General features: G+C 74.2%; 19 protein-coding genes. 6 read left to right on the top strand and 13 right to left on the bottom strand.

The window, feature by feature from the left end:
* Window positions 1-78: 78 nt before the first annotated feature.
* The 3 genes from ACIQOW_RS31960 to ACIQOW_RS31950 all read right to left on the bottom strand — a co-directional run bounded on the left by ACIQOW_RS31960 (window position 79) and on the right by ACIQOW_RS31950 (window position 2,842).
* On the bottom strand, window positions 79-1,512 hold the full coding sequence (locus ACIQOW_RS31960; protein WP_401090831.1) for a hypothetical protein: 1,434 nt from the start codon (window positions 1,510-1,512) through the stop codon (window positions 79-81).
* Between the two features lie 47 nt (window positions 1,513-1,559).
* A complete protein-coding gene (locus ACIQOW_RS31955) occupies window positions 1,560-2,015 on the bottom strand; it encodes a hypothetical protein (protein WP_401090829.1) in 456 nt (151 codons plus the stop codon).
* A gap of 98 nt (window positions 2,016-2,113) precedes the next feature.
* Entirely contained in the window at window positions 2,114-2,842 is a 729-nt protein-coding gene (locus ACIQOW_RS31950; RefSeq protein WP_401090828.1) for an endonuclease V, read from the bottom strand.
* A gap of 195 nt (window positions 2,843-3,037) precedes the next feature.
* Between ACIQOW_RS31950 and ACIQOW_RS31945 the strand changes: the two genes are divergently transcribed.
* Window positions 3,038-3,310 carry a hypothetical protein gene (locus ACIQOW_RS31945; RefSeq protein ID WP_401090826.1) on the top strand — a complete coding sequence of 91 codons (273 nt, stop codon included), beginning with the start codon at window positions 3,038-3,040 and terminating at the stop codon, window positions 3,308-3,310.
* Window positions 3,311-3,346: 36 nt separating this feature from the next.
* Here ACIQOW_RS31945 and ACIQOW_RS31940 read toward each other — a convergent pair whose 3' ends face one another.
* Together ACIQOW_RS31940 and ACIQOW_RS31935 are read right to left on the bottom strand one after the other, a co-directional pair.
* The gene (locus ACIQOW_RS31940) at window positions 3,347-4,075 is read right to left on the bottom strand and encodes an RDD family protein (RefSeq protein WP_401090824.1); all 729 of its coding nucleotides are present in this window, start codon (window positions 4,073-4,075) and stop codon (window positions 3,347-3,349) included.
* Window positions 4,076-4,147: 72 nt separating this feature from the next.
* Window positions 4,148-5,845: an RDD family protein gene (locus ACIQOW_RS31935; protein WP_401090822.1), complete on the bottom strand. Its 1,698-nt coding sequence runs from the start codon at window positions 5,843-5,845 to the stop codon at window positions 4,148-4,150.
* Between the two features lie 405 nt (window positions 5,846-6,250).
* Between ACIQOW_RS31935 and ACIQOW_RS31930 the strand changes: the two genes are divergently transcribed.
* Window positions 6,251-6,667: an SsgA family sporulation/cell division regulator gene (locus ACIQOW_RS31930; RefSeq protein ID WP_188298732.1), complete on the top strand. Its 417-nt coding sequence runs from the start codon at window positions 6,251-6,253 to the stop codon at window positions 6,665-6,667.
* A gap of 125 nt (window positions 6,668-6,792) precedes the next feature.
* Here ACIQOW_RS31930 and ACIQOW_RS31925 read toward each other — a convergent pair whose 3' ends face one another.
* From ACIQOW_RS31925 to ACIQOW_RS31910, 4 genes are all read right to left on the bottom strand, one after another.
* Window positions 6,793-8,193, bottom strand: coding sequence for a glycosyltransferase 87 family protein (locus ACIQOW_RS31925; protein WP_188298731.1), 1,401 nt, complete (start codon window positions 8,191-8,193; stop codon window positions 6,793-6,795).
* Window positions 8,194-8,396: 203 nt separating this feature from the next.
* On the bottom strand, window positions 8,397-10,001 hold the full coding sequence (locus ACIQOW_RS31920; RefSeq protein WP_401090819.1) for a cellulose binding domain-containing protein: 1,605 nt from the start codon (window positions 9,999-10,001) through the stop codon (window positions 8,397-8,399).
* Between the two features lie 320 nt (window positions 10,002-10,321).
* Complete coding sequence (locus tag ACIQOW_RS31915) at window positions 10,322-11,878, bottom strand: sensor histidine kinase (protein ID WP_401090817.1); 1,557 nt, start codon at window positions 11,876-11,878, stop codon at window positions 10,322-10,324.
* Window positions 11,875-12,579 carry a response regulator transcription factor gene (locus ACIQOW_RS31910; RefSeq protein WP_188300081.1) on the bottom strand — a complete coding sequence of 235 codons (705 nt, stop codon included), beginning with the start codon at window positions 12,577-12,579 and terminating at the stop codon, window positions 11,875-11,877. Before ACIQOW_RS31910 ends, ACIQOW_RS31915 begins: the two co-directional genes overlap by 4 nt.
* Window positions 12,580-12,713: 134 nt before the next feature.
* Here ACIQOW_RS31910 and ACIQOW_RS31905 point away from each other — a divergent pair, with 134 nt between their 5' ends.
* Entirely contained in the window at window positions 12,714-13,274 is a 561-nt protein-coding gene (locus tag ACIQOW_RS31905; RefSeq protein ID WP_401090815.1) for a hypothetical protein, read from the top strand.
* A 73-nt stretch (window positions 13,275-13,347) separates the two neighbouring features.
* Here the strand turns inward: ACIQOW_RS31905 and ACIQOW_RS31900 are convergent, their stop codons facing one another.
* Window positions 13,348-13,890 (bottom strand): VOC family protein, encoded by a 543-nt coding sequence (locus ACIQOW_RS31900; RefSeq protein ID WP_401090813.1) that lies wholly within the window; start codon window positions 13,888-13,890, stop codon window positions 13,348-13,350.
* A gap of 203 nt (window positions 13,891-14,093) precedes the next feature.
* Between ACIQOW_RS31900 and ACIQOW_RS31895 the strand changes: the two genes are divergently transcribed.
* Together ACIQOW_RS31895 and ACIQOW_RS31890 are read left to right on the top strand one after the other, a co-directional pair.
* A complete protein-coding gene (locus ACIQOW_RS31895; protein ID WP_401090811.1) occupies window positions 14,094-14,651 on the top strand; it encodes an Lrp/AsnC family transcriptional regulator in 558 nt (185 codons plus the stop codon).
* Between the two features lie 155 nt (window positions 14,652-14,806).
* Window positions 14,807-15,577 (top strand): IclR family transcriptional regulator, encoded by a 771-nt coding sequence (locus ACIQOW_RS31890; RefSeq protein ID WP_401090809.1) that lies wholly within the window; start codon window positions 14,807-14,809, stop codon window positions 15,575-15,577.
* 82 nt (window positions 15,578-15,659) lie between these two features.
* Here ACIQOW_RS31890 and ACIQOW_RS31885 read toward each other — a convergent pair whose 3' ends face one another.
* The 3 genes from ACIQOW_RS31885 to ACIQOW_RS31875 form a co-directional block, all read right to left on the bottom strand.
* The gene (locus ACIQOW_RS31885; RefSeq protein ID WP_401090807.1) at window positions 15,660-16,466 is read right to left on the bottom strand and encodes a S16 family serine protease; all 807 of its coding nucleotides are present in this window, start codon (window positions 16,464-16,466) and stop codon (window positions 15,660-15,662) included.
* A 38-nt stretch (window positions 16,467-16,504) separates the two neighbouring features.
* The gene (locus ACIQOW_RS31880; RefSeq protein WP_188300086.1) at window positions 16,505-17,155 is read right to left on the bottom strand and encodes an IclR family transcriptional regulator; all 651 of its coding nucleotides are present in this window, start codon (window positions 17,153-17,155) and stop codon (window positions 16,505-16,507) included.
* A 382-nt stretch (window positions 17,156-17,537) separates the two neighbouring features.
* Window positions 17,538-19,352, bottom strand: a complete 1,815-nt coding sequence (locus ACIQOW_RS31875; protein ID WP_401090952.1) for a DEAD/DEAH box helicase — start codon at window positions 19,350-19,352, stop codon at window positions 17,538-17,540.
* Window positions 19,353-19,681: 329 nt separating this feature from the next.
* On the opposite strand from ACIQOW_RS31875, the gene ACIQOW_RS31870 reads away from it, so the two are divergent.
* Window positions 19,682-20,104: an SsgA family sporulation/cell division regulator gene (locus ACIQOW_RS31870; protein WP_401090805.1), complete on the top strand. Its 423-nt coding sequence runs from the start codon at window positions 19,682-19,684 to the stop codon at window positions 20,102-20,104.
* The last annotated feature ends 11 nt before the right edge of the window (window positions 20,105-20,115 follow it).

Genomic DNA, 20,115 nt, shown 5'->3' with positions numbered 1-20,115 from the left:
ACCCCACTCGCCGAGGCGTCCCACAGATCCGCGACCTGCGGGACGCGATCAGATCACCCGTCCGTCCACGGGTCGGCCTCATTCCACCACGTTCGGGTTGGTCGGCTTGTCCGACGCCCAGGTCTCCTCGTCTTCTACGAGGTAGTCCGGCCGCTTGCCGTCCTTCTCCCGGTCCTTCTTCCGTCCTTGCGCCCCGCCCAACGGGACACCGGGCGTCATGCCGTTCGTGCTTGCGGCGCTGGACTCCCCCCTGAACCGGTTTCGCGCCCCCAGCCCCGACCCGCCCTCGATGAATGCCTGCTTGCCGCGCGCACCCTCGCCAGGCAGCGTGGTCTCACGGACAGCACCACCAGGCCGAGCCGGAAGCCCAGCCGTCTGCCTGGCTCCGGACGCCCCACGCCCCCCGGCCCCGACACCCGGGTGGACTTGACCGCCACCACCGGTGTTGCCGGCTCGGCCCCCGAGTGAACTCGAACCGCCCCCTGGCGTCTCGGCGCCGGGGAACCCCTTGCCGCCGATTCCGGTCTTGCTCTGGCCGAATCCAGGCACGCCCGGCGCATTCTGCGCGGTCGGCCCCGCAGGACTGATGCTCTGCACGCCCCCGCCGGGGGGCGATCCATTCACGGGCCCTGCGGCCGGTGCACTGTTCAGGCCGGAGGTCTGGGTCCCCGAGGTAGGGGGCGTCGGAACGCTACCGCTCGGGCCAGGAACCGGCGTACCGGTGATGCCCGAACCTGAAACACCGCCCGGTGTGGTCAACGGCTTCGCCGAGGCCTGCGCCGAACCTCCCTTGATCCCGGAGTCCACCGGGACAGCTGAATTCCTGGGTACGGAGCCCGCAGCCGCCGGTGGCTGGGAGGACTTCGGCCGCTGCATTGCGGGGGCGGGTACCGTCCGTACCGGCGTTCCCCCGGCCCCAAGAGAGGTGCCCGACATCATCGCGGCGGCCATCGCCGCTGCGGAACTCGGATCGCCCTGTGCTGCCACCTCGTGCGAGTTTTCCTTCCCCCTAGGACTGTACGGCGACGGAGCCTTCAGGGCCGGGGTGGCGACGCGGTAGTGCATGGCGAGGGTTTGCATGATGGCGGCCGCTTCGGCCTTCTTGCGGTCGGCGACCGGGATGTGTTCGTCGTCGTCGCCGAAGAGGGCGTCGCCGACGGTGTCCTTGACCTTGTCCCAGTTGCCGGGTTCCTCCGGCATGTCGCGCTTGGCCTTGGCCATGGCTTCGGAGGTCTGGTGGAGGATGTTGGCCGCGTCGTTGGCGTAGGCGGCGGCGTTGTTGATGCTGGCGGCCAGGGTGAGCATGCGGGTGTGGAAGGCGTCGCTGGTGGTGCCTTCCCAGGAGGTGGCGGCCTCGGTGCTGGCCTTGGTGAGGGTCAGGCGGATCTGCTTGAGGGTGTCGGCGGCCCTGCGCCAGGGGTCGCCGGCGGCCATCACCGCGCCGGGGTCGAGGGCCTGGGCCATCGTGCGGAGCTGGGCGTGGCTGTACTTGGTGAAGTCGGTGTAGACCACGGGCGGTCGGCCTCCGTTCGGTCCGGGCAGCGGGCGGCGAGCGGCGGCTAGACGGTGGTGTTGCCGCGGTTGGACGGGGTGAGGTTCTTCCGGGCCGCTGCCTGGCTGCTCGCGGAGGGCTGGGCGACGGACCAGCCGTCGTCGCCGGGCTTGAGCTTGGCGACGGTGTGCCGGTCCTGCTCCTCGTAGTTGGTGGCGGTGAGGTCGGCCTTCCGCTGGGCCTCGTTCACGGCTTCCTGGAGCTGGTTGAGGACGTCGCGCAGCGCGTCCCGCATGGTGCCGTAGCGGCCGTGGATCTCGGTGGCCTCGGCGAAGGTCCCGAAGGCGCTCTTGCCGATGCCGCTGCGGCCGTGGGTGTCGGTGCCGTCGGCGTGCTTCTGGAAGTCGGCGAGCAGCAGCCGTACTTGGCCGGCGAAGGTGCGCAGTTGCTCGACTTCGACGCGGTAGCCCTGCCCGGCTCCGCCGGTCGAACCGGTACCTGTGGTCCCTGGTCCTGATCCCATTTTCGGCGCCTCCCCCGTGCGTCCGTCCCTGGCGGCCGGGGCCGGGCCCCGGTGTCTCATGTCTAACACACCGTGCCCGAATCCCGCCCCGGGCATGGTCAGTTCGCGGTCGTCCCGGTCCGCTGGGCTTCGGCGAGGGCGCGTCGGCAGAGCGCGTCGGCGTGCCGGGTGGTCTCGGGGAGGCGGTAGTGGCGGGCGAGGCCGAGGGTGGTGCGGACGGCGGTGTCGAGGCCGGTCCGGTGGCCGACGGAGACGAAGACGGGTTTCACGCCCGGCCTGGTGCGGACGGCGCGGCCGACCTCCTCGCCGGTGGCTGGGTCGGTGAGCGGGGTCCAGGAGCCGCGCGGGGCGTCGGGCTGGTGGTGGTCGAAGGTGAAGGGGGTCTTGGCGACGCCGAGGGTGCGCAGTCCGGTGAGGACGCCGAGGTGGCTGGCGAGTCCGAGGCGGCGCGGGTGGGCGATGCCGTAGCCGTCGCAGACGACGGTGTCGGGGGTGCGGGTGAGGGCGGCCAACGCGTCGAGGACGGCGGGCAGTTCGCGGAAGGCGAGCAGTCCGGGGACGTACGGGAAGGCGATCCGGCCGACGACGGTGGCCTGTTCCACGACGTCCAGGGTGTCCCGGTCGAGCAGGACGGCCGCGGCGGCGACGAGGTCGCGGTCGTCGTCGTACGCGACGTCCACACCGGCGATCAACGGGCCGGCGGCCTCGTCGTCGTGGGTCTGGACGAGCGGGCGCAGCCGCTCCTGTTCGGCGAGCGCCTCGGCCTCGGTGGTGGGCCAGTCGGCGGGGATGGGCACGGTCGGTTCCCCCGGTACGTGTGGGTGCATGGTGGTGCGCGGTGTCGACAGGTTCCGGGCCACCGTACCGACCGGGTCGGACGACCCCGGGATGAGCCCGTGCGCCCCCTGTGCCCCCGCCCCCGGCGGCTAGCCTGGACGTACCCGGCTCCCCCGCCGGGCAGGACCACCGGAACCGGCACCACTCCCGCCCGTTTCCCCCCGACGCGCGAAGGACCCCCCGCCATGCCGCGCCCCTCCGTCGCCCAGGTCTGCCTCGGCTCGTTCACCGTCGTCGCCGCCACGGTGGCACTGCTCGCCGTCTCGGGCGCCTCCGGCGTCCTGGCGGTCGCGGTGCTGGTGGGGTTCTCGCTGGCGCTCGGCACCGTGGTGACGGTGCTCGCGATGTCCGCCGCCCGGTCCGGGGCCCCGGCTCCGGTGGCGAGCCCCGCGGATCCGGCCGAGGCGCCCGGCCCCGCCCCGGCCGCTGCCGGGCACGCGTACGCCCGGCAGCGCTGAGGCGCCGCCGGGCGCAGGTGCGTCCCGCTCCGCCGCTCAGACCTCCGTGGTGACCACCACGGTCTTCGCGGCCTTGTCGTGCAGGCACTGCCGGTACGGCTTGTCGAAGACGCCGAAGAGCCCGTCGACGACCCACCAGAGTGCGGCGCAGCAGAGCACGGCCGGGAGGATGAAGACGGCGGCGCGGGTCCAGGCGGCGGACTGGGTGGGCTTGTTCCCGTCGACGAGCATGGCGACGCGGATCTTCATCGCCTTCTTGCCGAGGGTCTGGCCGTCCCGGCTGAGCATCAGGGCCTCGTAGACGAGGTAGATGGCGCAGCCGAGCCAGAACGCCTCGGTGGAGCCGTTGCGCGTGCCGAGGTCGCTGAAGGGCCCCACGATGATCACAGCGATGAGCTGCATCAGGAGGTAGTCGATCAGCCGGGCGAGGATCCGCTTGGGCCAGGTGCCGATCGGCGGCATGCCGGGGACGGGGCCGGCGCCGGGAGTGCCGTACGCGCCGGGACCGTAGCCGGTGCCGTAGCCGGGCGGGGCCTGGTCGGACGGAGTCTGACCGTACGGGTCCTGACCGGGGGTCGGAGCGCCGTACGGGCTCCCGCCGTAGGTGCCCTCATAGGCGCCGGGACCGCCGGACGGACCGTTGGACGGGGTCGGGCCGGACGGCTCGCCTTCCGGCGTGCCGCCGCCGGGCTGCGGGGGCTGCTTGTCGAAGGAGGGCTTGCCGCCCCCCTCCGGCTGGGGGCCTGAGGGGTCGTGGGTGCTCATGCTCCCGAGTAGAACATCACACATTCTCAATGCTTGGGACATTTTGTCCGTTTTGCACGAGGCCTGCGGCCCTCAGCCGCGCACCACCCGGGTACGGGCCGCGCGGTCCTGCCAGCCTCGCCGCGCCGTACGGTCGAACACCGGCCAGACCAGGCCGAGCAGCAGCAGCACGCCCAGTTGTCGCACGGCCCACCGGAGCAGTGAGCGGCCGAGGCTCAGCCTGGCCCTGGCGGCCGGGGCGGCGGCGTCCACCACGCGGATCCGGGCCAGCCGCTTGCCGAAGGTCTGGCCGGTGCGGGCGATCGGCAGCACCTCGTAGAGCAGGCTGACGAACAGCAGGATGCCGATCAGCACGGCGATCTTGCCGAGCACCACGTCGTCGACCAGCCAGACCTGGATCTGGCGCCGGGTGAGGGCGCTGGCCATCCGGGCCTGGTCGAGCTTCCGCTGGAGGTGGTCGGTCACCGAGCGGCCGAGCGGGATCCCGGCGGCGACGGCGACCACCAGCAGCACGGCGGTGTCCACCGCCCGCGCCGCCAGGCGACGGCCGAGGCCGGCCGGCACGGCCGCCCGGGAGCCCCGGGAGCCCTTGGCGGCCCGGGAGCCCCGGGGGGAGGCGGCGGGGACGGGGGCGGCACCGGACGGGCGGGGCTGGACGGCGGTCTCCCGGACCGTCCGCACGGTGGGCAGCGGGGCGACCGGGGCGGAGCCGGCCGTGGCGACCGCAGGCGTCGAGGCCACCGGGGCGGCCGCGACCGGAGCCGCCTCCCCGCCGAGCACCGGCACCGGCCCCGAGGCCAGGACGGCCGGCACCGGCGCCTCCCGGACCGCCATCGCCACCGCCACGGCGGGCGCACCGGTGGCCACCGGCTCCACGGCAGCCGAAGCACGCTCGGGCTCCGCACGCCCTTGGTCCGCGTCGAGCGCCTCCGGAAGCACCCCCCAGGAGACCCAGCGCGGCGCATCGCCCGTCTCCACCAGGCCCCGCTGCGCCCGCGGATCGGCCTGCCAGCCGGACTCTCCGTGCCACCCGGGCTCCGCGGCAGCCGGGGCGGGGGCCGGAGCCGAGGAGGCAGCCGGAGCCGAGGAGGGAGCCGGAACCGGGACCGCACCCGCCCTCGGGGCCGTCCCCGGCATCGCGCCGACGGCCACCGGCTCGTCCGGGGCCCCGGGCAGCCCGATGCCGGCGAAGCCCGAAGGCGCCGCCGACGGAGCCCCCTGTGCGTCGACCGTCCGGAACACCGGCCCGCCGATCACCTCCGCCACCCGCGACCCGAGCACGAAGGACGCCCCGCCCGAGGTCTGGTCGAAGTACACCGGCCCGGTGTCACCGCCGCCCGCCGGCATCCCCGCCACCACCATCGCCTGCATCCCCGCCGCGGGCCCCAGGCCCGGAGGCCCCAGGTCCGGAGCCTGCCCCGGCCCCTGCCGCTGCCCCGACATCGCGTCCACCCCGACCGGAGGCAGCACCGGAGCCACCACCGAAGGCGCCACCGGTGGCACGACCGGTGGCACGACCGACGACTCCGTGGACGGCACCACCGGCGGCGGCACCACCCGCGCCGCGCCCCCGTCCGGGGCGGGCCGCCGGGTCGCGTACCGGGGCGCTTCCAGCACCTCACCCTCGGCGGGCGCGAGCCGGGTGGTGCCCGGCACCCAGGCCGAGCCGCCCCAGTACCGGACGAAACCGGGGATGGAGGGGTCGGGGTAGTAGCCGGGCTCGGGCGCGACGGCCGGGTCGCCGGCGTCGGCGAAGGGACGGTCCGTCATGGGGGTCTTCTCTCCTGGCAGGTCCCGACGAGGGCGGTGCGGGCCGGTCGAGCCCGCCACGGCAGACGAGTCGATCCGCGCGCACGGCCCGGCGCGCGCCCGGCGCTCGGCGCGTGCGGGGGCGCCACCGATGGGCGGACAGTCGCCGGACAGTCACAAAGGGTAGTACCTCACCGGAGCCAGGACGGGAAGTTCGTGATTCCCCGGACAGTGAAGGGTCGCTCAAGGTAGGGAACCCGGCGCACGACGAGTGCTCGCGCGCCGTACCGTCCGCCGTTCACCACCCCTCACCGAACTTCCCGAAGAAATCCCGGAAACGCGTGTAAGAGCCGGTGCGGACCGCTCTCTCAAAGGTCACAGGGGCCCGGAACCGGGCACCGCCCGAAGGCAGAGAGGAAGACGATCATGGAGCGTCCCGTCAGCGTGGTCGAGCACGAGCTGGAGCTCAACCTGGTGCTCTCGCCGGAGCACAGCGTCCCCGTGCCGGCCCGGCTGTCCTACGGCAGCCACGACCCGTACGCGGTGTACATGACCTTCCACCTGGACACCGGGTCCCCGGTGACCTGGGTGTTCGCCCGCGAGCTGCTGGTCGAGGGCACCTTCCGCCCGTGCGGCCAGGGCGACGTGCGGATCTGGCCGACCCGCTCGGGCCGGCGCAGCGTGCTCTGTCTGGCCCTGAGCTCGCCCGCCGGGGACGCGCTGCTGGAGGCACCGCTGCCGGTCGTCGCGGCCTGGCTGGAGCGGGCGCACCGGCTGGTCCCGCCGGGCAGCGAGCTGGCCGCGCTGGACATGGACGGCTCGCTCGCCGAGCTGCTCGCCTAGGCGTGCGCCGCAGCGTGCACCGGCACGTACAGCAGCACCTGCCCGGACCCGAACGCGACCGAGCACACGAGCACGGGTACGAGCGGGAGCGGGACCGGGGAAGCAGGAGCGGCGCCCCCGCCGGTTCAGCGGGCCGCGGGGGCCTGCTGACGACCGCGGGCGGTGTCCGGGCCTCCGGCGTCGCGCTGTCCGGGCAGCCGGACCAGCGGTGCGCCGGCCGAACGCCGTCGGGCCCTTATCCGGACGGCGGCGGCGAGCAGGAAGCAGAGTCCGACCCACGGATAGACCGAGGTCGGCAGCTGGCGCCACGGTGACATGTCGAGGACGGCCTGGCCGACCGGCTTCGCGGCCCACATCGCGAAGGACAGGAAGGCGACCAGCGTGGCCCAGAAGACGGCCCGCCAGCGCAGCCGGCGCACGCCGGCCGGGCGGGCGTGCTCGACGGAGGCCTCGGCGGCGAGCAGGACCAGCATCGGCACGCACCAGACCCAGTGGTGGGTCCAGCTGATCGGCGAGATCAGCACGGCGGTGACGGCCGCGCAGCAGACGCCCCAGGCCTCGGCCCGGGGCAGCCAGCGGCCGCTGCGCGCGGCCCAGGCGGAGACCGCGAGGCCCGCCAGCGCGACCAGGCCGGCCCCGAGGGTGGCGATCGTGCCGGGGTCGGCGGTGTGCAGCAGGCGGGCGAAGGCGCCGCGCAGCGACTGGTTGTCGACGATCCAGGTCTTGCCGACCCTGGAGGAGTCGTAGAGGTACTCGGTCCAGAAGCCCCGGGTGGCGTCGGGCAGCACCAGGGCGCCGAGCAGGAAGGTGCCGAGGAAGGTGAAGCCCGCCACGAAGGCGGCCCTGATCCTGCCGGTGATCAGCAGGTAGACCGCGAACAGGCCGGGGGTGAGCTTGATGCCGGCGGCGATGCCGATCGCCACGCCCTTGCTCCGCCGCCCGTCCGGGCGGGTGAGGTCCCAGAGGATCAGGCAAGCCAGCGCGAGGTTGATCTGGCCGTAGCGGAGCGTGGTGAAGACCGGTTCGAGCCAGACCCCGAGGCCGGTCACCAGGATCACGCCGATCGGCCGCAGCTCGCGGCGCGGCCAGCCGGCCAGCTTGAACGACAGGTGGGTCAGCAGGGCGAGCAGCCCGACGTTGCCGAGAGTGATCGCCACCCTGAGGAACGGGACCGGGAACCAGGTGGTCGGGACGAACAGCATCGCCGCGAACGGCGGGTAGGTCGCGGGCAGGTTCCACTCGGTGACGCGCAGCGCGTACAGGTCGGTGCCGTCGGCCACGGCGGCGCCCTCGGCCCGGTAGACGATCATGTCCACCATCGAGGTGTGGACGAAGTGCCGGACCACCGCGTACACCAGCAGCGACACCAGCGCCACGGCGGAGGCGGCCAGCAGCGGGCGGCGGGGGGCCTCGCGCAGAGCCCGGACGGGAGCGCCGACGGCCCGGCGCAGCCGGTCCGACAGGGGGGCGGGCGAGGGGTCGGGTGCGGTCCGCACCGGGCTGCGCTCGTCTTGCACCGCTGTCACTGTCCACTCCGTCCAGGGCTGGGCCGACCAGCGACGATACCGGATGCGGTCCGGGCGGGACCGGACACGTTCGCCTACGCAGCGTGACAAAACGGCCCTGACCGGCCGTACTCCGTTGCGGGCGGAGTACGGACGGCCAGGACCGGAGGCAGCGGCGCGAACCGGGCGATCGGGGAGGACCGGCAGGACGGGGAGGACGGGCCTCAGCCCTTGTACGCCCCCAGGGCCCGGGTGAAGTCCAGCGGCTGCTGGACGACGCTGCTGCACGTGGCGTCGGCCACGGCCTTGGCGCCGCCCTCGCAGGCCTTGTCCCGGGTGCCCGACCACATGGACAGCCAGGCCAGGTGCCTCGCCGTCGCGAAGTCGGCCAGCTGCTTGGCGTCGGCCACCGTGAAGACCTCGCTGGCGACGTCGTTGACGCCGATCATCGGGGTGACCGCGACCTTCCGCCAGGCGGCCGCGTCGTCCAGTCCGAGCACGCTCTTGACCTGGGCCTGGGTGGCGGTCGCCGCGGCGATCGCGTACTTGCCCATCTGGCCCTGCGGGTTGGGGGCGACGCCGTCGCCGAAGTCCATCGCCATGATGTTGACGGCGCCGATCGCGACCCCGTTGGCCTTGGCGCCGGCGACCAGGTCGACGCCCTCCTGGGTCAGGCCGGAGGGCAGCGCGGGCAGGGTGAAGGAGACGTCCAGGGCCTTGCCCTTGGCGGCGGCGGTCTTCTGGAGCTGGGCGATGGCCTGGGCGCGCCGGGTGTTGGCGGCGGCGTTGGCGATCGCCCCGCCCTCGACGTCGAAGTCCAGCCTGGTGAGGCCGTAGGTGTCCACGACCTTCTGGTACACGGCGGTCAGCTCGGCGGTCGAGCCGCAGGCCAGGGCGAGCTCGCTGCCGTTGGCGCCGCCGAAGGAGGCGCGGACCTCGCCGCCGGCCGCCCGCAGCGCGCCGATCTGGGCGGCCACCGCGTCGGCGGACAGCTCGCTGACACCGCCCCACTTGGGCGTGCAGCCGCCGCCGGACACCACGAAGGCGAGGTTGAAGTCCTTCACCCCGCTCGCCTTGGCGGTGGCGACCAGGTCGTACGGCGGGTAGAGCGAGGTGTCCACGTACGGGGCGAAACCGGCCCCGGCGCCGACCGGGGGAACGGGCACACCGGTCGCCGTGGGGGTGACGGTCGGGGTGGGGGTCGGCGCCGGGGTGGTCGGCTTCACCGTCGCGGTGACGGTCGGGGTGGCGGTCGGGGTGATGGTGGGGGTGACGGTGGGGGCCGCGGTGGTGGTCGGCGCGGCGGTGGCCGTCGCGCTCGCCGTGGGCGAGGGGGTGGTGGTCGGACGGCCCGAGGGGGTGGGCGCGGTGCCGTCTCCCGCCTTGCAGGAGACGTTGTTGATCAGACAGCCGGACGGCTCGGCCTGGGCCCCGCCCGCGCCCTGGGCGACGAAGCCGACGACCACGCTCTTGCCGGGCTCCAGCCGCTTGTTCCAGGCCTCCGGCCTGACCGTGACGTGCTGCCCGTCGACGGTGAGGGTGGCGTTCCAGAGCGAGTCGATCTTCGCCCCGGCCGGCAGGTCGAAGCTGAGCGTCCAGTCCTCGATCGCGCTGCTGTCCGGGTTGGTGACCAGGTACTGGCCGGTGTAGCCGGAGTCCCAGGAGCTGGTGCGGCTGTAGACGGCACCGAGCGAGGCGGCGCTGGCCGAGGAGGCGAGGACGATCGTCCCGCCGGCGACCAGGGCGGCGGCGACCGCGGTGGCCCCGATGATCGCGCCCCGGCGGCCGCGCCTGCGGTGGCCGGAGCGGCGGGTGGGCTGGGTCGTCATGGCGCGTTTCCTCCGCGGATGCCTACGGTCGGCCGCCGTCCGGGCGCGGCTGCGCGGGGACCTCCGGGCGGCCGGCCCGGCACGGTCGGGTGACCGGCGCGACCGACGCTAGCGGCGGTCCGGGGGCGAAACCGACGGGCTGAGCGAGGGGTAGAACTCCCTTAGGCCGCCGTTAAGGAACCTCCCCGGCCCACCGCCGCGGAGCGGCCGGTCCCAGGCCGGTCCCAGGCCGACGCCAGACCGGCAGCAGACCGACGCCAGACCGGCACCGGGCCTCGGGGCCGGACCGGTCGGACGCCGCAACGGAACCGGAGGCACCGTCACTTCTGGAAGAGCGCGCCCCGGCTCCGCCGCCGTCCGGTGCGCGCGGGCTCCGCCGCCTGCGGCCCGGTGAGCAGCCGCAGCCGGGTCTCGGCACCGCCGAGCACCGCCGAGCGGCCGAGCGCGAGGTCGCCGCCGGTGGACTCGGCGAGCTTGCGGACGATGTCCAGGCCGAGGCCGGTGGAGCCCTCGCCGCCGTGCCCCTCGCCGCGCTTCAGGGCGGCGGCCGGGTCGCTGTAGCCCGGGCCGGCGTCGCCGACCAGCACGATCACCGAGCAGTCGGTGGCCAGCACGTCCACCGAGAAGGCGGTGCCGACGGTGGTGTGCCGGAAGACGTTGCCGAGCAGCGCGTCGACGGCGGCCGCCAGGTCGCCGCGCTGGACGGGCACCGGCGCCGCCCGTTCGGCGCCGGCCAGTTGCCAGCGGCGCCCCTCGTCCTCGGCCAGTGCCGACCAGAAGGCGACCCGTTCCCTGATCACCTCGGCGGCGTCGCAGCCGACCGCGACGGCGGGCGCGTCCTCGGGGGCGCGGCGGGCCGAGCGGATGATCTGGTCGACCTCGCGCTCCAGTTGGGCGACCGCGTGCCGGGTGGCGTCGGCCGCGTCGCCCTCGCCGAGCGAGGCGGCGTTGAGCCGCAGCACGGTCAGCGGGGTGCGCAGCCGGTGTGACAGGTCGGCGGCCAGTTCCCGTTCCGCGGCGAGGAGTTGGACCACCCGGTCGGCCATGGTGTTGAACGCGTGGCCGGCCTCGCGCAGTTCCTCGGGGCTTCCCTCGACCTGTTTTCCCTCCACCGGGACCCGCACCGAGAGGTTCCCGGCGCCGAGCGAGCGGGCGGCGGCGGCGAGTTTCCTGGCGGAGGCGACGATCCGGCTGCCCATCCGGTCGGCGACCAGGACCGAGATGGCGACCAGGCCGAGCGCCACGGCGGAGAGCACCTGCCAGGCCGTGGCGACGCCCCGGGTGAGGTCGCTCTCGGCCACGAACACCTCGACCACCGCGGTCCGTCCGGTGTCCACCGCGACCGGCTGGAGCAGGGCGTACCCGCCGGCCACCTGCACGGTGAAGGAGCGGCCCTGCCCGCCGGCGGTGGCCACGTCGGCCGCGACGGCGCGGGCCTCCCCGAGCGTCGGGCCCCCGGGCTCGCCGACGGCCGGTCCGGCGGCACTCGTCCCGGCACTCACTCCGACACCGGCCCCGGCACCGGCCCCGGCACTCGTCCCGGCGGCGGTGGTGCCGGAGCTGCCCGTCCCCGCACCACCCTCCCCGCCACCCGGCCCGGCGGGCTGCCCGGCCGCCGGCAGGTGGACCGCCATCCGCCCCTGACCGCCGGCGTCCGTGCTGGCCAGGGCCCGGTTGATCGCGTCCTGGTCGGTGGTGATCGCCAGGGCGGGCCCGAGTGCCGCCGCCTGCCGCTCGGCGGCGGTGAACGCCCGGTCCCGCGCGGTCTGTTGGACCATCATCCCGAGCGGGATGAGGAAGGCCAGCGCGACCATGGTGGTCCCGGCCACGGCGGCCTTGATCAGGGCCCAGCGCAGCGAGCGCCCGAAGCGCCTCATGTCCGGTGCTCCGCCGGACCCCCGGCCGCCTCCAGCCGGACCCCGACACCCCGGACGGTGTGCAGGTAGCGGGGGTTGGAGGCGGTCTCGCCGAGCTTGCGGCGCAGCCAGGAGAGGTGGACGTCGATGGTCTGGTCCCCGCCGTAGGTCTGCTGCCAGACCTCGGCGAGGATCTCCTTGCGGGGCACCACCACGCCGGGCCTGGCGGCCAGGAAGGCCAGCAGGTCGAACTCACGGCGGGTCAGGTCGAGCGGCCGTCCGTCCAGTGCGGCCTCGCGCCGCTGGAGGTCGATGGCCAGCCCGCCGACCCGGAGCACTTGGGCGACGGGCGCGGCGCCGCCGCCGAACCGGCGCAGCACGGCGGTCATCCGGGCGCTGAGGTGCTCACCGGAGAAAGGTTTCACCAGGTAGTCGTCGGCACCGTCGTTGAGCAGCCGGATGATCTCGGCCTCGTCGTCCCTGGCAGTGGAGATGATCACCGGCACGTTGGTCAGGCCCCGGATCATCTTGAGCGCCTCGCTGCCGTCCAGGTCCGGCAGGCCCAGGTCGAGGATCACCAGGTCACAGCCGACCTGGGCGACCTCCCGCAGCGCCTCCAGGGCCGTGCCCACGCTGCGGACCGCGTGACCGGTGTCGGTCAGGTGGCGGATGAGGGCGGAACGCACGAAGGGGTCGTCCTCGACCACGAGCACTGTTGCCATGGGCCTGCACGGTACGCCATCGCCGGGTAATGGTCTGTACCTCGGGGGTGGGTCCGGACATTGTGCAACTGCCCTGCCGAATACCGGGGGTGCCGGTCTCCATCCGTATGGAAATACGGCAGGATGTGCGGACGATGCGGAACGGACTGGTACAGCTCGGCGCCTGGGCGGCGGCCACCGGGGCGGCGGTGGCCCTGTCCTGGCTCGGTGTGCACACGGTGCTGACCGGCGCCGCGTTCGAGCAGCCCACGGCCCTGCCGCTGCCCTCCGCGAAGGCCGACGGCACGCCGCACCCCGCGCCCACCACCACCGAGCAGCCGCGCTCCGCCACACAGTCCACCACCCCTTCCCCGGCGGCCTCCCCGACCACCGCCACCGCGACCACCAGCGCCGCCACCGCCCCGCACGGCCCGGCCCCCGCCCCCACCGCCGCGACGCCCACCCGCAGGCCCAGCCCCACCCCCACCGCGACGTCGACGGTGAAGAGCTACCCGATCCCGGGCGGCAAGATCGCGCTGGACCTGAAGCCGGACCGGGCCACCCTGGTCTCGGCCACCCCCGACCCGGGCTGGCAGATGCAGGTGTGGACCGACGGCCAGTGGCTGCGGGTCGACTTCACCCGGGGCGACGAGGCCAACTCCGTCATCGCCTCCTGGAACGGCCACGCGCCGATGGTGCAGACGGTGGTCCGCTAGCGGCACCGGCGCCCCGCCCACCCGGCACCCCGTCAGAACCCCTCTCGCCGGAACACATCGGCGGAACCCGTCGTCAGAACCCCTCGCGCGGCCGGTACCCCGGCAGGTACGGCCCCACGTACCCCGCCCGGTCCACCAGCGTGTGCCTGGTCCCGCCCGGCACCCCGATGGTGGCCAGCACCACCGCGCCGTAGTCGTCCCGCGCCTCGTACGGCTCGGCCAGCGACAGCGCGCCCCGGTCCACCGCGTAGTCGTAGGCGTAGTAGACGTCGGGCACGCTCACCGAGAGGTCCAGCACCCCGTCCCCGTACTGGTCCAGGTACGCGGCCAGCTCCCGGCCGCGGGGTCCCGTGGTCCGCACCGGGGAGGTGAGCACGATCCGCGTGCCCGGCGCGGCGAGCACGTACGAGCGCGTCTCCCGGTCGCCCGTCTCCGGCCCCGCGTACGCGGTACAGCACAACCCGAGCGCGGCGCAGTAGCGGCGGGCCGCCCGCTCGGCGTCGGCGACCGCGAAGACCACCGCGTCGGCGCGGCCCAGCGGCAGCGGCCCCGCCTCCGCCGGGTCCGGTGCGAGGCCGGCCCCGAGCAGGACGGCTTCGGCGGCGGTGTCGGTCATGACTGCCCTCCCGGTAGGCGTACGGACCATCGTGGCCGCCCCCGGCACCGCGGGTGGGGCCCTGCGCACGGGGGTGTGGCTGGAGGGTGGCGCCGGGCCGACCCGCGCGCAACTGTTCCGTTTCCTCCTGGTCAAGCTGTGCCCCGGAGCGGGAGAATCGGCCGCGCCGCTGTACAGATTGCCCACCACAGGACGGTGCCGCGATGCCCCCCGCCCACGCCCCGAGCTCCGCCGGCTCACCCGACGCCCCCGCCGCGCACGGTGCCGCCACCACCTTGCCGGGCAGCACCAACGACACCATCGACACCCTGGACGGCCGGCTGATCCGGCTGCTCGCCGAGGAGCCCCGGATCGGGGTGCTGGAGTGCTCGCGCCGGCTCCAGGTCGCCCGGGGCACCGTGCAGGCCCGGCTGGACCGGCTCCAGGCCAAGGGCGTGATCGGCGGCTTCGGCCCCGAGGTGGACCCGGCGGCGATCGGCTACCCGGTGACGGCCTTCGCCACCCTGGAGATCTCCCAGGGACAGGGCGCGGACGTGCGGGCGCACCTGGCGAGCGTTCCCGAGGTGCTGGAGCTGCACACCATCACCGGGATCGGGGACATGCTGGTGCGGATCGTGGCCCGGTCCAACGCCGACCTGCAACGGGTGATCGACCGGGTGCTCGGCTTCGACGGGATCGTCCGCTCGTCCACCGCGATCGTGCTGGAGAACCCGGTACCGTACCGGATCCTGCCGCTGGTGGACCAGGCCGCCGCCGAGTAGGAGGGTCCGGACGACGCCACGCGCCGATTTGGCACAGACGCGAGGCGGCGGCGGTTGCCGCAAGATTTATGTATGAACGTTCTACTATTCTTCGCGCCACCCCCGGAGCCATCGATACCCCCGGCAGCCGCGCCCTCGCCCGGGTCGGCCCCCGCATGACCCACACCGTCGCGGCCGACGGTACCGCCCCCACCCTCATCGCATCCGCCCAGCGCGCCCTGCGCCTGCTGGAGGCGGCCGCCCAGTACCCCAAGGGCGCCACCGCCAAGCAGCTCGCCCGGGACACCGGCCTGGCCCTGGGCACCGCCTACCACCTGCTGCGCACCCTGGTGCACGACCGCTACCTGGAACGGCGCAGCGGCCTCTACCGCACCGGCCCCGCGGTCGCCGGGCTCCTCAGGAACGACGGCCCCTCGGCCGGCCGGGCCCGGCTCAAGGCGCTGCTGGGCACGCTCGCCGACGAGCTGTCCGCCGCCGTCTACTTCACCTGGTACCGGCAGGGCGAGGTGGAACTGATCGAAGCCGCCGAGGCCCCCGGCGCGCCGCTGACCGACCGGCGCCACTGGCGGTCCGGCGCGCACGCCCACGCGGCCGGCAAGACCCTGCTGGCCCTGATGACCGCCGAGGAGCGCCGGAACCACCTGGCCCGCTACCCGATGGTGCCGCTCACCCCCTACACCCTGCGGGACCCGGCGCACCTGCCGCTGCTGACCCGCCAGGGCCCGCGGCGGGCCGTCCCCATCACCCAGTTCCAGGAGTACGCGCTCGGCACCGCGGGCGCGGCGGTGCCGATCGTCGCGGGCAGCGGCATCGGCGCGGTCTCGGTCTCCCTGCCGATGGCCCAGGCCCACCGGCTGGCCGGGATCGCGGCCCAGCTGCACACCAGGCTCGGCGACGACTTCGCCGCGGTGGCCTTCGGGATCTGACCGGGCCGGGAACCGACCGGCCGGAATCCGACTCCACCGGGTCGGGCTGCCCCCGTGCGGAGGGGGCGGGGGGGGAGCCCGGTCAGCAGGAGGGAACGCTGCCGCCGCTCCTGAGCGCCTCCAGGGCCGCGACCGACTCGCCCAGGGTGCCGACCGGCACCAGCCGCAGCGACTTCGGCGTGTTCACCCGGGCGTCCGCGCACTCGTCCTTGGGCAGCAGGAACACCGTCGCGCCGTCCCGGGCGGCCGCCTGCGTCTTCAGCGGGACGCCGCCGACCGGGCCGACGGTGCCGTCCTTGTCGATGGTGCCGGTGCCGGCGATGGTGAGCCCGCCGGTGAGGTCGCCGCCCTTGCCGTCGCCGGCCAGCTTGTCGACGATGCCCAGCGCCAGCATCTGGCCGGCGCTCGGACCCCCGACCTCCCCCAGGTCGACCTTGACCTTGACCTGGTCCGGCGACAGGTGGAGGAAGTTCAGGGCGGCCGCGGTGGCGGCGTCCTGCGACTCGGCCATCTGCTGGGCGGTCGCCTCGTCCGCCTTCACCGGATTGGTCTCCGGGTAGACCGTCTCGGTCGGGCGCACGGCCTCCTTCGGGTCGAACCACGCCCGCACCGAGCGCCAGAAGGTGTTCTTCTGCCCCGGGTTGGTCGCCGTGATGGTGACCATCCGCAGCTCTCCCCGCGTGGTGCGCAGCGGCGCCCCGGTGATGGTGAGCACCGGCTTGTCCTGGTACGAGCCCAGGGTGTCCGCGGTCAGGCCCGGCCAGGTGATCGTGTACGGCAGCGGAACGAAGGCGGCCACGCCGAACAGGGCGGCGACCAGCGCGCCGCACAGCGTGAGCGTGCGGGTCCGCGGGGAGGTGAGGGCCTTGGGGAGCTTGGTGTCGGACACAAGGGGAATCCAAACACACCCGACGCCGTGCGCGGGCGCTACCTGAGGGCGTCGGCCACCTCGGTCGCCGCCTCCACCACCCGGGGGCCGACCCGCTCGGGCACCATGCCGTTCAGCATCACCACGCCGACGCTGCCCTCGATGCCGCTCAGCCCGAGCAGCGCGGCGGCCGCCCCGCTCGCTCCCGACTGCTCCTCCGCGCGGGTGATGACGAAGCCCTGCTCGGGCCGGCGCTGGCTGGGGAAGGTGCGCGCCTCCAGGATCGCCCGGCCGGCCGCGCTCTCGGTGAGCGGGTGGCGCAGTCCGGTCCGGTAGGCGACGTGGAAGTCGGTCCAGCTCGGCTCGACCACGGCGACGGCCAGCGCCTCGTTGCCGTCCACCAGGGTCAGGTGGGCGGTGGCGCCGAGGTCCTCGGCGAGGCTGCGCAGGGCGGGCAGCGCGGCCTCGCGCAGCAGCGGGTGCACCCGGTGCGCGAGGCGCAGCACGCCGAGGCCCACCCGGGCGCGCCCGCCGATGTCCCGGCGGACCAGACCGTGCTGTTCCAGGGTGGCCAGCAGCCGGTAGACCACGGTCCGGTTGACGGCCAGCCGGGCCGCCAGCTCGGTGACGGTGAGCCCCCGCTCGGAGTCGGCGAGGAGCTTGAGGACCCGGACGCCGCGGTCCAGGGTCTGGGAGGTCTCGGCAGTCACGACGGGGCAATCCTTTCCGCGGCGCTCGCGGGGCGGGCGGCGCCGTTCCAAGGCCGGTGTCGCGCGCAGGTGGGGGTGGCCGCGCTCGGGCCCGTACGGCGTCGTCCTTGACGCGCACGGCCCTGCGGCGCCGTCCCGCGGGGGTTGCCCGGCGGAAGAGCGTGGGGGAAAGGTAGTGAAGGAAATGACGCGACGGAAGTGGTTGTCCAAAATTCGGGCGTGATCGACGGCAACGCCGCCTCGAAATCCGGACGAACCCCCGCGATTCGCCGGGTGCGTCAGGGTGCGGACGCGCCCCCGGTCCGGAGTGCGGACACCCCGGGACGGGCGGGGCGGTGCCGCGCCCGTTGCCGCAGCGCTCCTCCGCGTGCTCCCGGGCCTGCTACTTGGCCCACTCCCGGATCTTCGCGATCCGCGCCGTGAGCTGGTTGGCGGTGGCCTGGGCGGTGAGCGGCCCGCCGCACTGGCGGCGCAGCTCGTTGTGGATGGTGCCGTGCGGCTGGCTGGTGCGGTGGTGCCAGGCGGCGACCAGCGCGTTCAGCTCCTTGCGCAGCTCCCTGAGCTCCTGGTGGGTGACCACCGGCCGCTGCTCGGCCGGCAGCTCCAGCAGGTCGGCCTCCTCGGCGGGCTTGGTCTTGCTGCGCTGGATCTGCCGGTGCTGGCGCTTCTGGAGCAGCATCTGCACCTGGTCGGGTTCCAGCAGGCCCGGGATGCCGAGGTAGTCCTCCTCCTCCTCGCTGCCCGGGTGGGCCTGCATGCCGAATTCCATGGCGTTGTAGAGCACCCGGTCGAAGACCGCGTCGGAGCCCAGCGCCTCGTAGGAGAACTCCTCGCCGCCCGCGCCGTCCGGCCCGTCGTTCGCCCGCTCGGCCTCGGCGAGCAGCCGGTCCTCCTCGTCGAAGAGGCCCTCGCCCTCCTTCTTCGGCCGGTCCAGCACGTGGTCGCGCTGGACCTCCATCTCGTTGGCGAAGCCCAGCAGCATCGGGATGGTCGGCAGGAACACCGAGGCGGTCTCGCCGCGCTTACGGGCGCGCACGAAGCGGCCGACCGCCTGGGCGAAGAACAGCGGGGTGGAGATCGAGGTCGCGTACACCCCGACGGCCAGCCGGGGCACGTCGACGCCCTCGGACACCATGCGGACCGCGACCATCCAGCGCGAGGTGCCGGCCGCGAAGTCGGAGATCCGCTGGGACGCCTCGGTCTCGTCCGAGAGCACCAGGGTGACCTTCTCGCCGCTGATCTCGCGCAGCATCTTGGCGTACGAGCGGGCGACGGTCTGGTCGGTGGCGATGACCAGTCCGCCGGCGTCCGGGATCGCCTTGCGGACCTCGGTGAGGCGCCGGTCGGCGGCCTGGAGCACGGCCGGGATCCACTCGCCCTGCGGGGACAGCGCGGTGCGCCACGCCTGGGCGATCAGGTCCTTGGTCATCGGCTCGCCGAGCCTGGCCTCCAGCTCGTCGCCGGACTTGGTGCGCCAGCGCATGTTGCCGCTGTAGCTGAGGAAGATCACCGGGCGGACGACGTGGTCGGCCAGCGCGTGCCCGTATCCGTAGGTGTAGTCGGCGACGGACTTGCGGATGCCGTCGCCGCCCGCCTCGTACGCCACGAACGGGATCGGGTTGGTGTCCGAGCGGAACGGCGTGCCGGTCAGCGCGAGGCGCTTGGTGGCCGGCTCGAAGGCCTCGAAGCAGGCCTCGCCCCAGGACTTGGAGTCACCGGCGTGGTGGATCTCGTCCATGATCACGAGGGTCTTGCGGGCCTCGGTCCGGTTGCGGTGCAGCATCGGGTTGACCCCGACGCCCGCGTAGGTGACCACGATGCCGTGGTAGTCCCTGGACAGCGGCCCCGAGGAGTACCCCGGGTCCAGCCTGATGCCTATCCGCGCGGCGGCCTCGGCCCACTGCTTCTTCAGGTGCTCGGTCGGCGCGACGACGGTCACCTGCTGCACCAGGTGGTTGTGCAGCAGGTACGAGGCCAGGGTGAGCGCGAAGGTCGTCTTGCCCGCGCCCGGGGTGGCGACCGCGAGGAAGTCGCGCGGCTGCGTCTCGATGTACTTGTCCAGCGCACCCTGCTGCCAGGCCCGCAGCTTGCCCGCGGTGCCCCAGGGGGCGCGGCCGGGGAAGGCCGGGGAGAGGTGGTGCGAACCGGCGGGCGCGGCATGGCCGACGGACCGGACGGGCGCCTGCGGCTCCGACATGTCGGAGAACAGCGGCATCGAGGAGGCGGCGGCAGTACTCACGGTCTCCGAGGGGGGATCATCGCAGGTCAGAGGCGGTTTTGCGGCCTCGCCCCGCGGTCGGGCGGCGATCGGACAACCCGCCCAGCGTACCGGCCCGGCGCCGTTCGGGCCTCCAGGCGGGGCTCCGCGCCGGGCCCGCGCGGCCGGAAATCGTCGTGACCCGGATCACACCGGAAGTCCCGTGGAACCGGGTAATCACCCCGGGCCCCGGCACTCTCACCAGGGTGAGGCCGCACCACCCCCACCTGCCCGAGCGCGGCCTCGCACCGAACCGAAGGGACCCACCCGTGCGCACCGTCGAAGAGACCGTCCAGGCCCGTCTGATCCTCTCGCTCCACCGTTCCGTCCGGCTGCGCGTGGTGCTGTCCTACCAGCCCGAGGACCCGCTGGCCGTCCGGATGGCCTTCCCCGCCGAGTTCTCGCTGGACGACGCCGAGGGCCAGAGCGCCGAGGACATCGTCTGGGTCTTCGCCCGCCAGCTGCTCTCGGCGGGCATCGAGCTGCCGGCCGGCGTCGGCGACGTCCACGTCCGGCCCTCGGTCGGCCGGCGCACCGTGGTCGAGCTGCGGGCCCCGGAGGGCACCGCGATGCTCCAGTTCGACACCGCCGACCTGCGCCGCTTCCTGTGGCGCAGCCGGCTGGTCGTCCCCGAGGGCGAGGAGCACCTGCATCTGGACTCCGACCGCGCGCTCGCCCAGCTGCTGGGCTGACGGGCGGCCCG

The organism is Kitasatospora sp. NPDC091335, assembly GCF_044757205.1.
Taxonomy (GTDB): Bacteria; Actinomycetota; Actinomycetes; order Streptomycetales; family Streptomycetaceae; genus Kitasatospora.
The sequence above is the reverse complement of the archived record's forward strand: the minus strand, read 5'-3'. Positions and strand labels throughout refer to the sequence as shown.

Excerpts from the sequence above, each read along its gene's own strand:
- ACIQOW_RS31940 (WP_401090824.1), bottom strand. The coding sequence starts at position 4,075 with ATGAGCACCCACGACCCCTCAGGCCCCCAGCCGGAGGGGGGCGGCAAG.
- ACIQOW_RS31895 (WP_401090811.1), top strand. The coding sequence starts at position 14,094 with ATGCCCCCCGCCCACGCCCCGAGCTCCGCCGGCTCACCCGACGCCCCC.
- ACIQOW_RS31875 (WP_401090952.1), bottom strand. The coding sequence starts at position 19,352 with ATGTCGGAGCCGCAGGCGCCCGTCCGGTCCGTCGGCCATGCCGCGCCC.
- ACIQOW_RS31890 (WP_401090809.1), top strand. The coding sequence starts at position 14,807 with ATGACCCACACCGTCGCGGCCGACGGTACCGCCCCCACCCTCATCGCA.
- ACIQOW_RS31930 (WP_188298732.1), top strand. The coding sequence starts at position 6,251 with ATGGAGCGTCCCGTCAGCGTGGTCGAGCACGAGCTGGAGCTCAACCTG.
- ACIQOW_RS31935 (WP_401090822.1), bottom strand. The coding sequence starts at position 5,845 with ATGACGGACCGTCCCTTCGCCGACGCCGGCGACCCGGCCGTCGCGCCC.
- ACIQOW_RS31920 (WP_401090819.1), bottom strand. The coding sequence starts at position 10,001 with ATGACGACCCAGCCCACCCGCCGCTCCGGCCACCGCAGGCGCGGCCGC.
- ACIQOW_RS31955 (WP_401090829.1), bottom strand. The coding sequence starts at position 2,015 with ATGGGATCAGGACCAGGGACCACAGGTACCGGTTCGACCGGCGGAGCC.
- ACIQOW_RS31900 (WP_401090813.1), bottom strand. The coding sequence starts at position 13,890 with ATGACCGACACCGCCGCCGAAGCCGTCCTGCTCGGGGCCGGCCTCGCA.
- ACIQOW_RS31945 (WP_401090826.1), top strand. The coding sequence starts at position 3,038 with ATGCCGCGCCCCTCCGTCGCCCAGGTCTGCCTCGGCTCGTTCACCGTC.
- ACIQOW_RS31905 (WP_401090815.1), top strand. The coding sequence starts at position 12,714 with ATGCGGAACGGACTGGTACAGCTCGGCGCCTGGGCGGCGGCCACCGGG.
- ACIQOW_RS31910 (WP_188300081.1), bottom strand. The coding sequence starts at position 12,579 with ATGGCAACAGTGCTCGTGGTCGAGGACGACCCCTTCGTGCGTTCCGCC.
- ACIQOW_RS31915 (WP_401090817.1), bottom strand. The coding sequence starts at position 11,878 with ATGAGGCGCTTCGGGCGCTCGCTGCGCTGGGCCCTGATCAAGGCCGCC.
- ACIQOW_RS31950 (WP_401090828.1), bottom strand. The coding sequence starts at position 2,842 with ATGCACCCACACGTACCGGGGGAACCGACCGTGCCCATCCCCGCCGAC.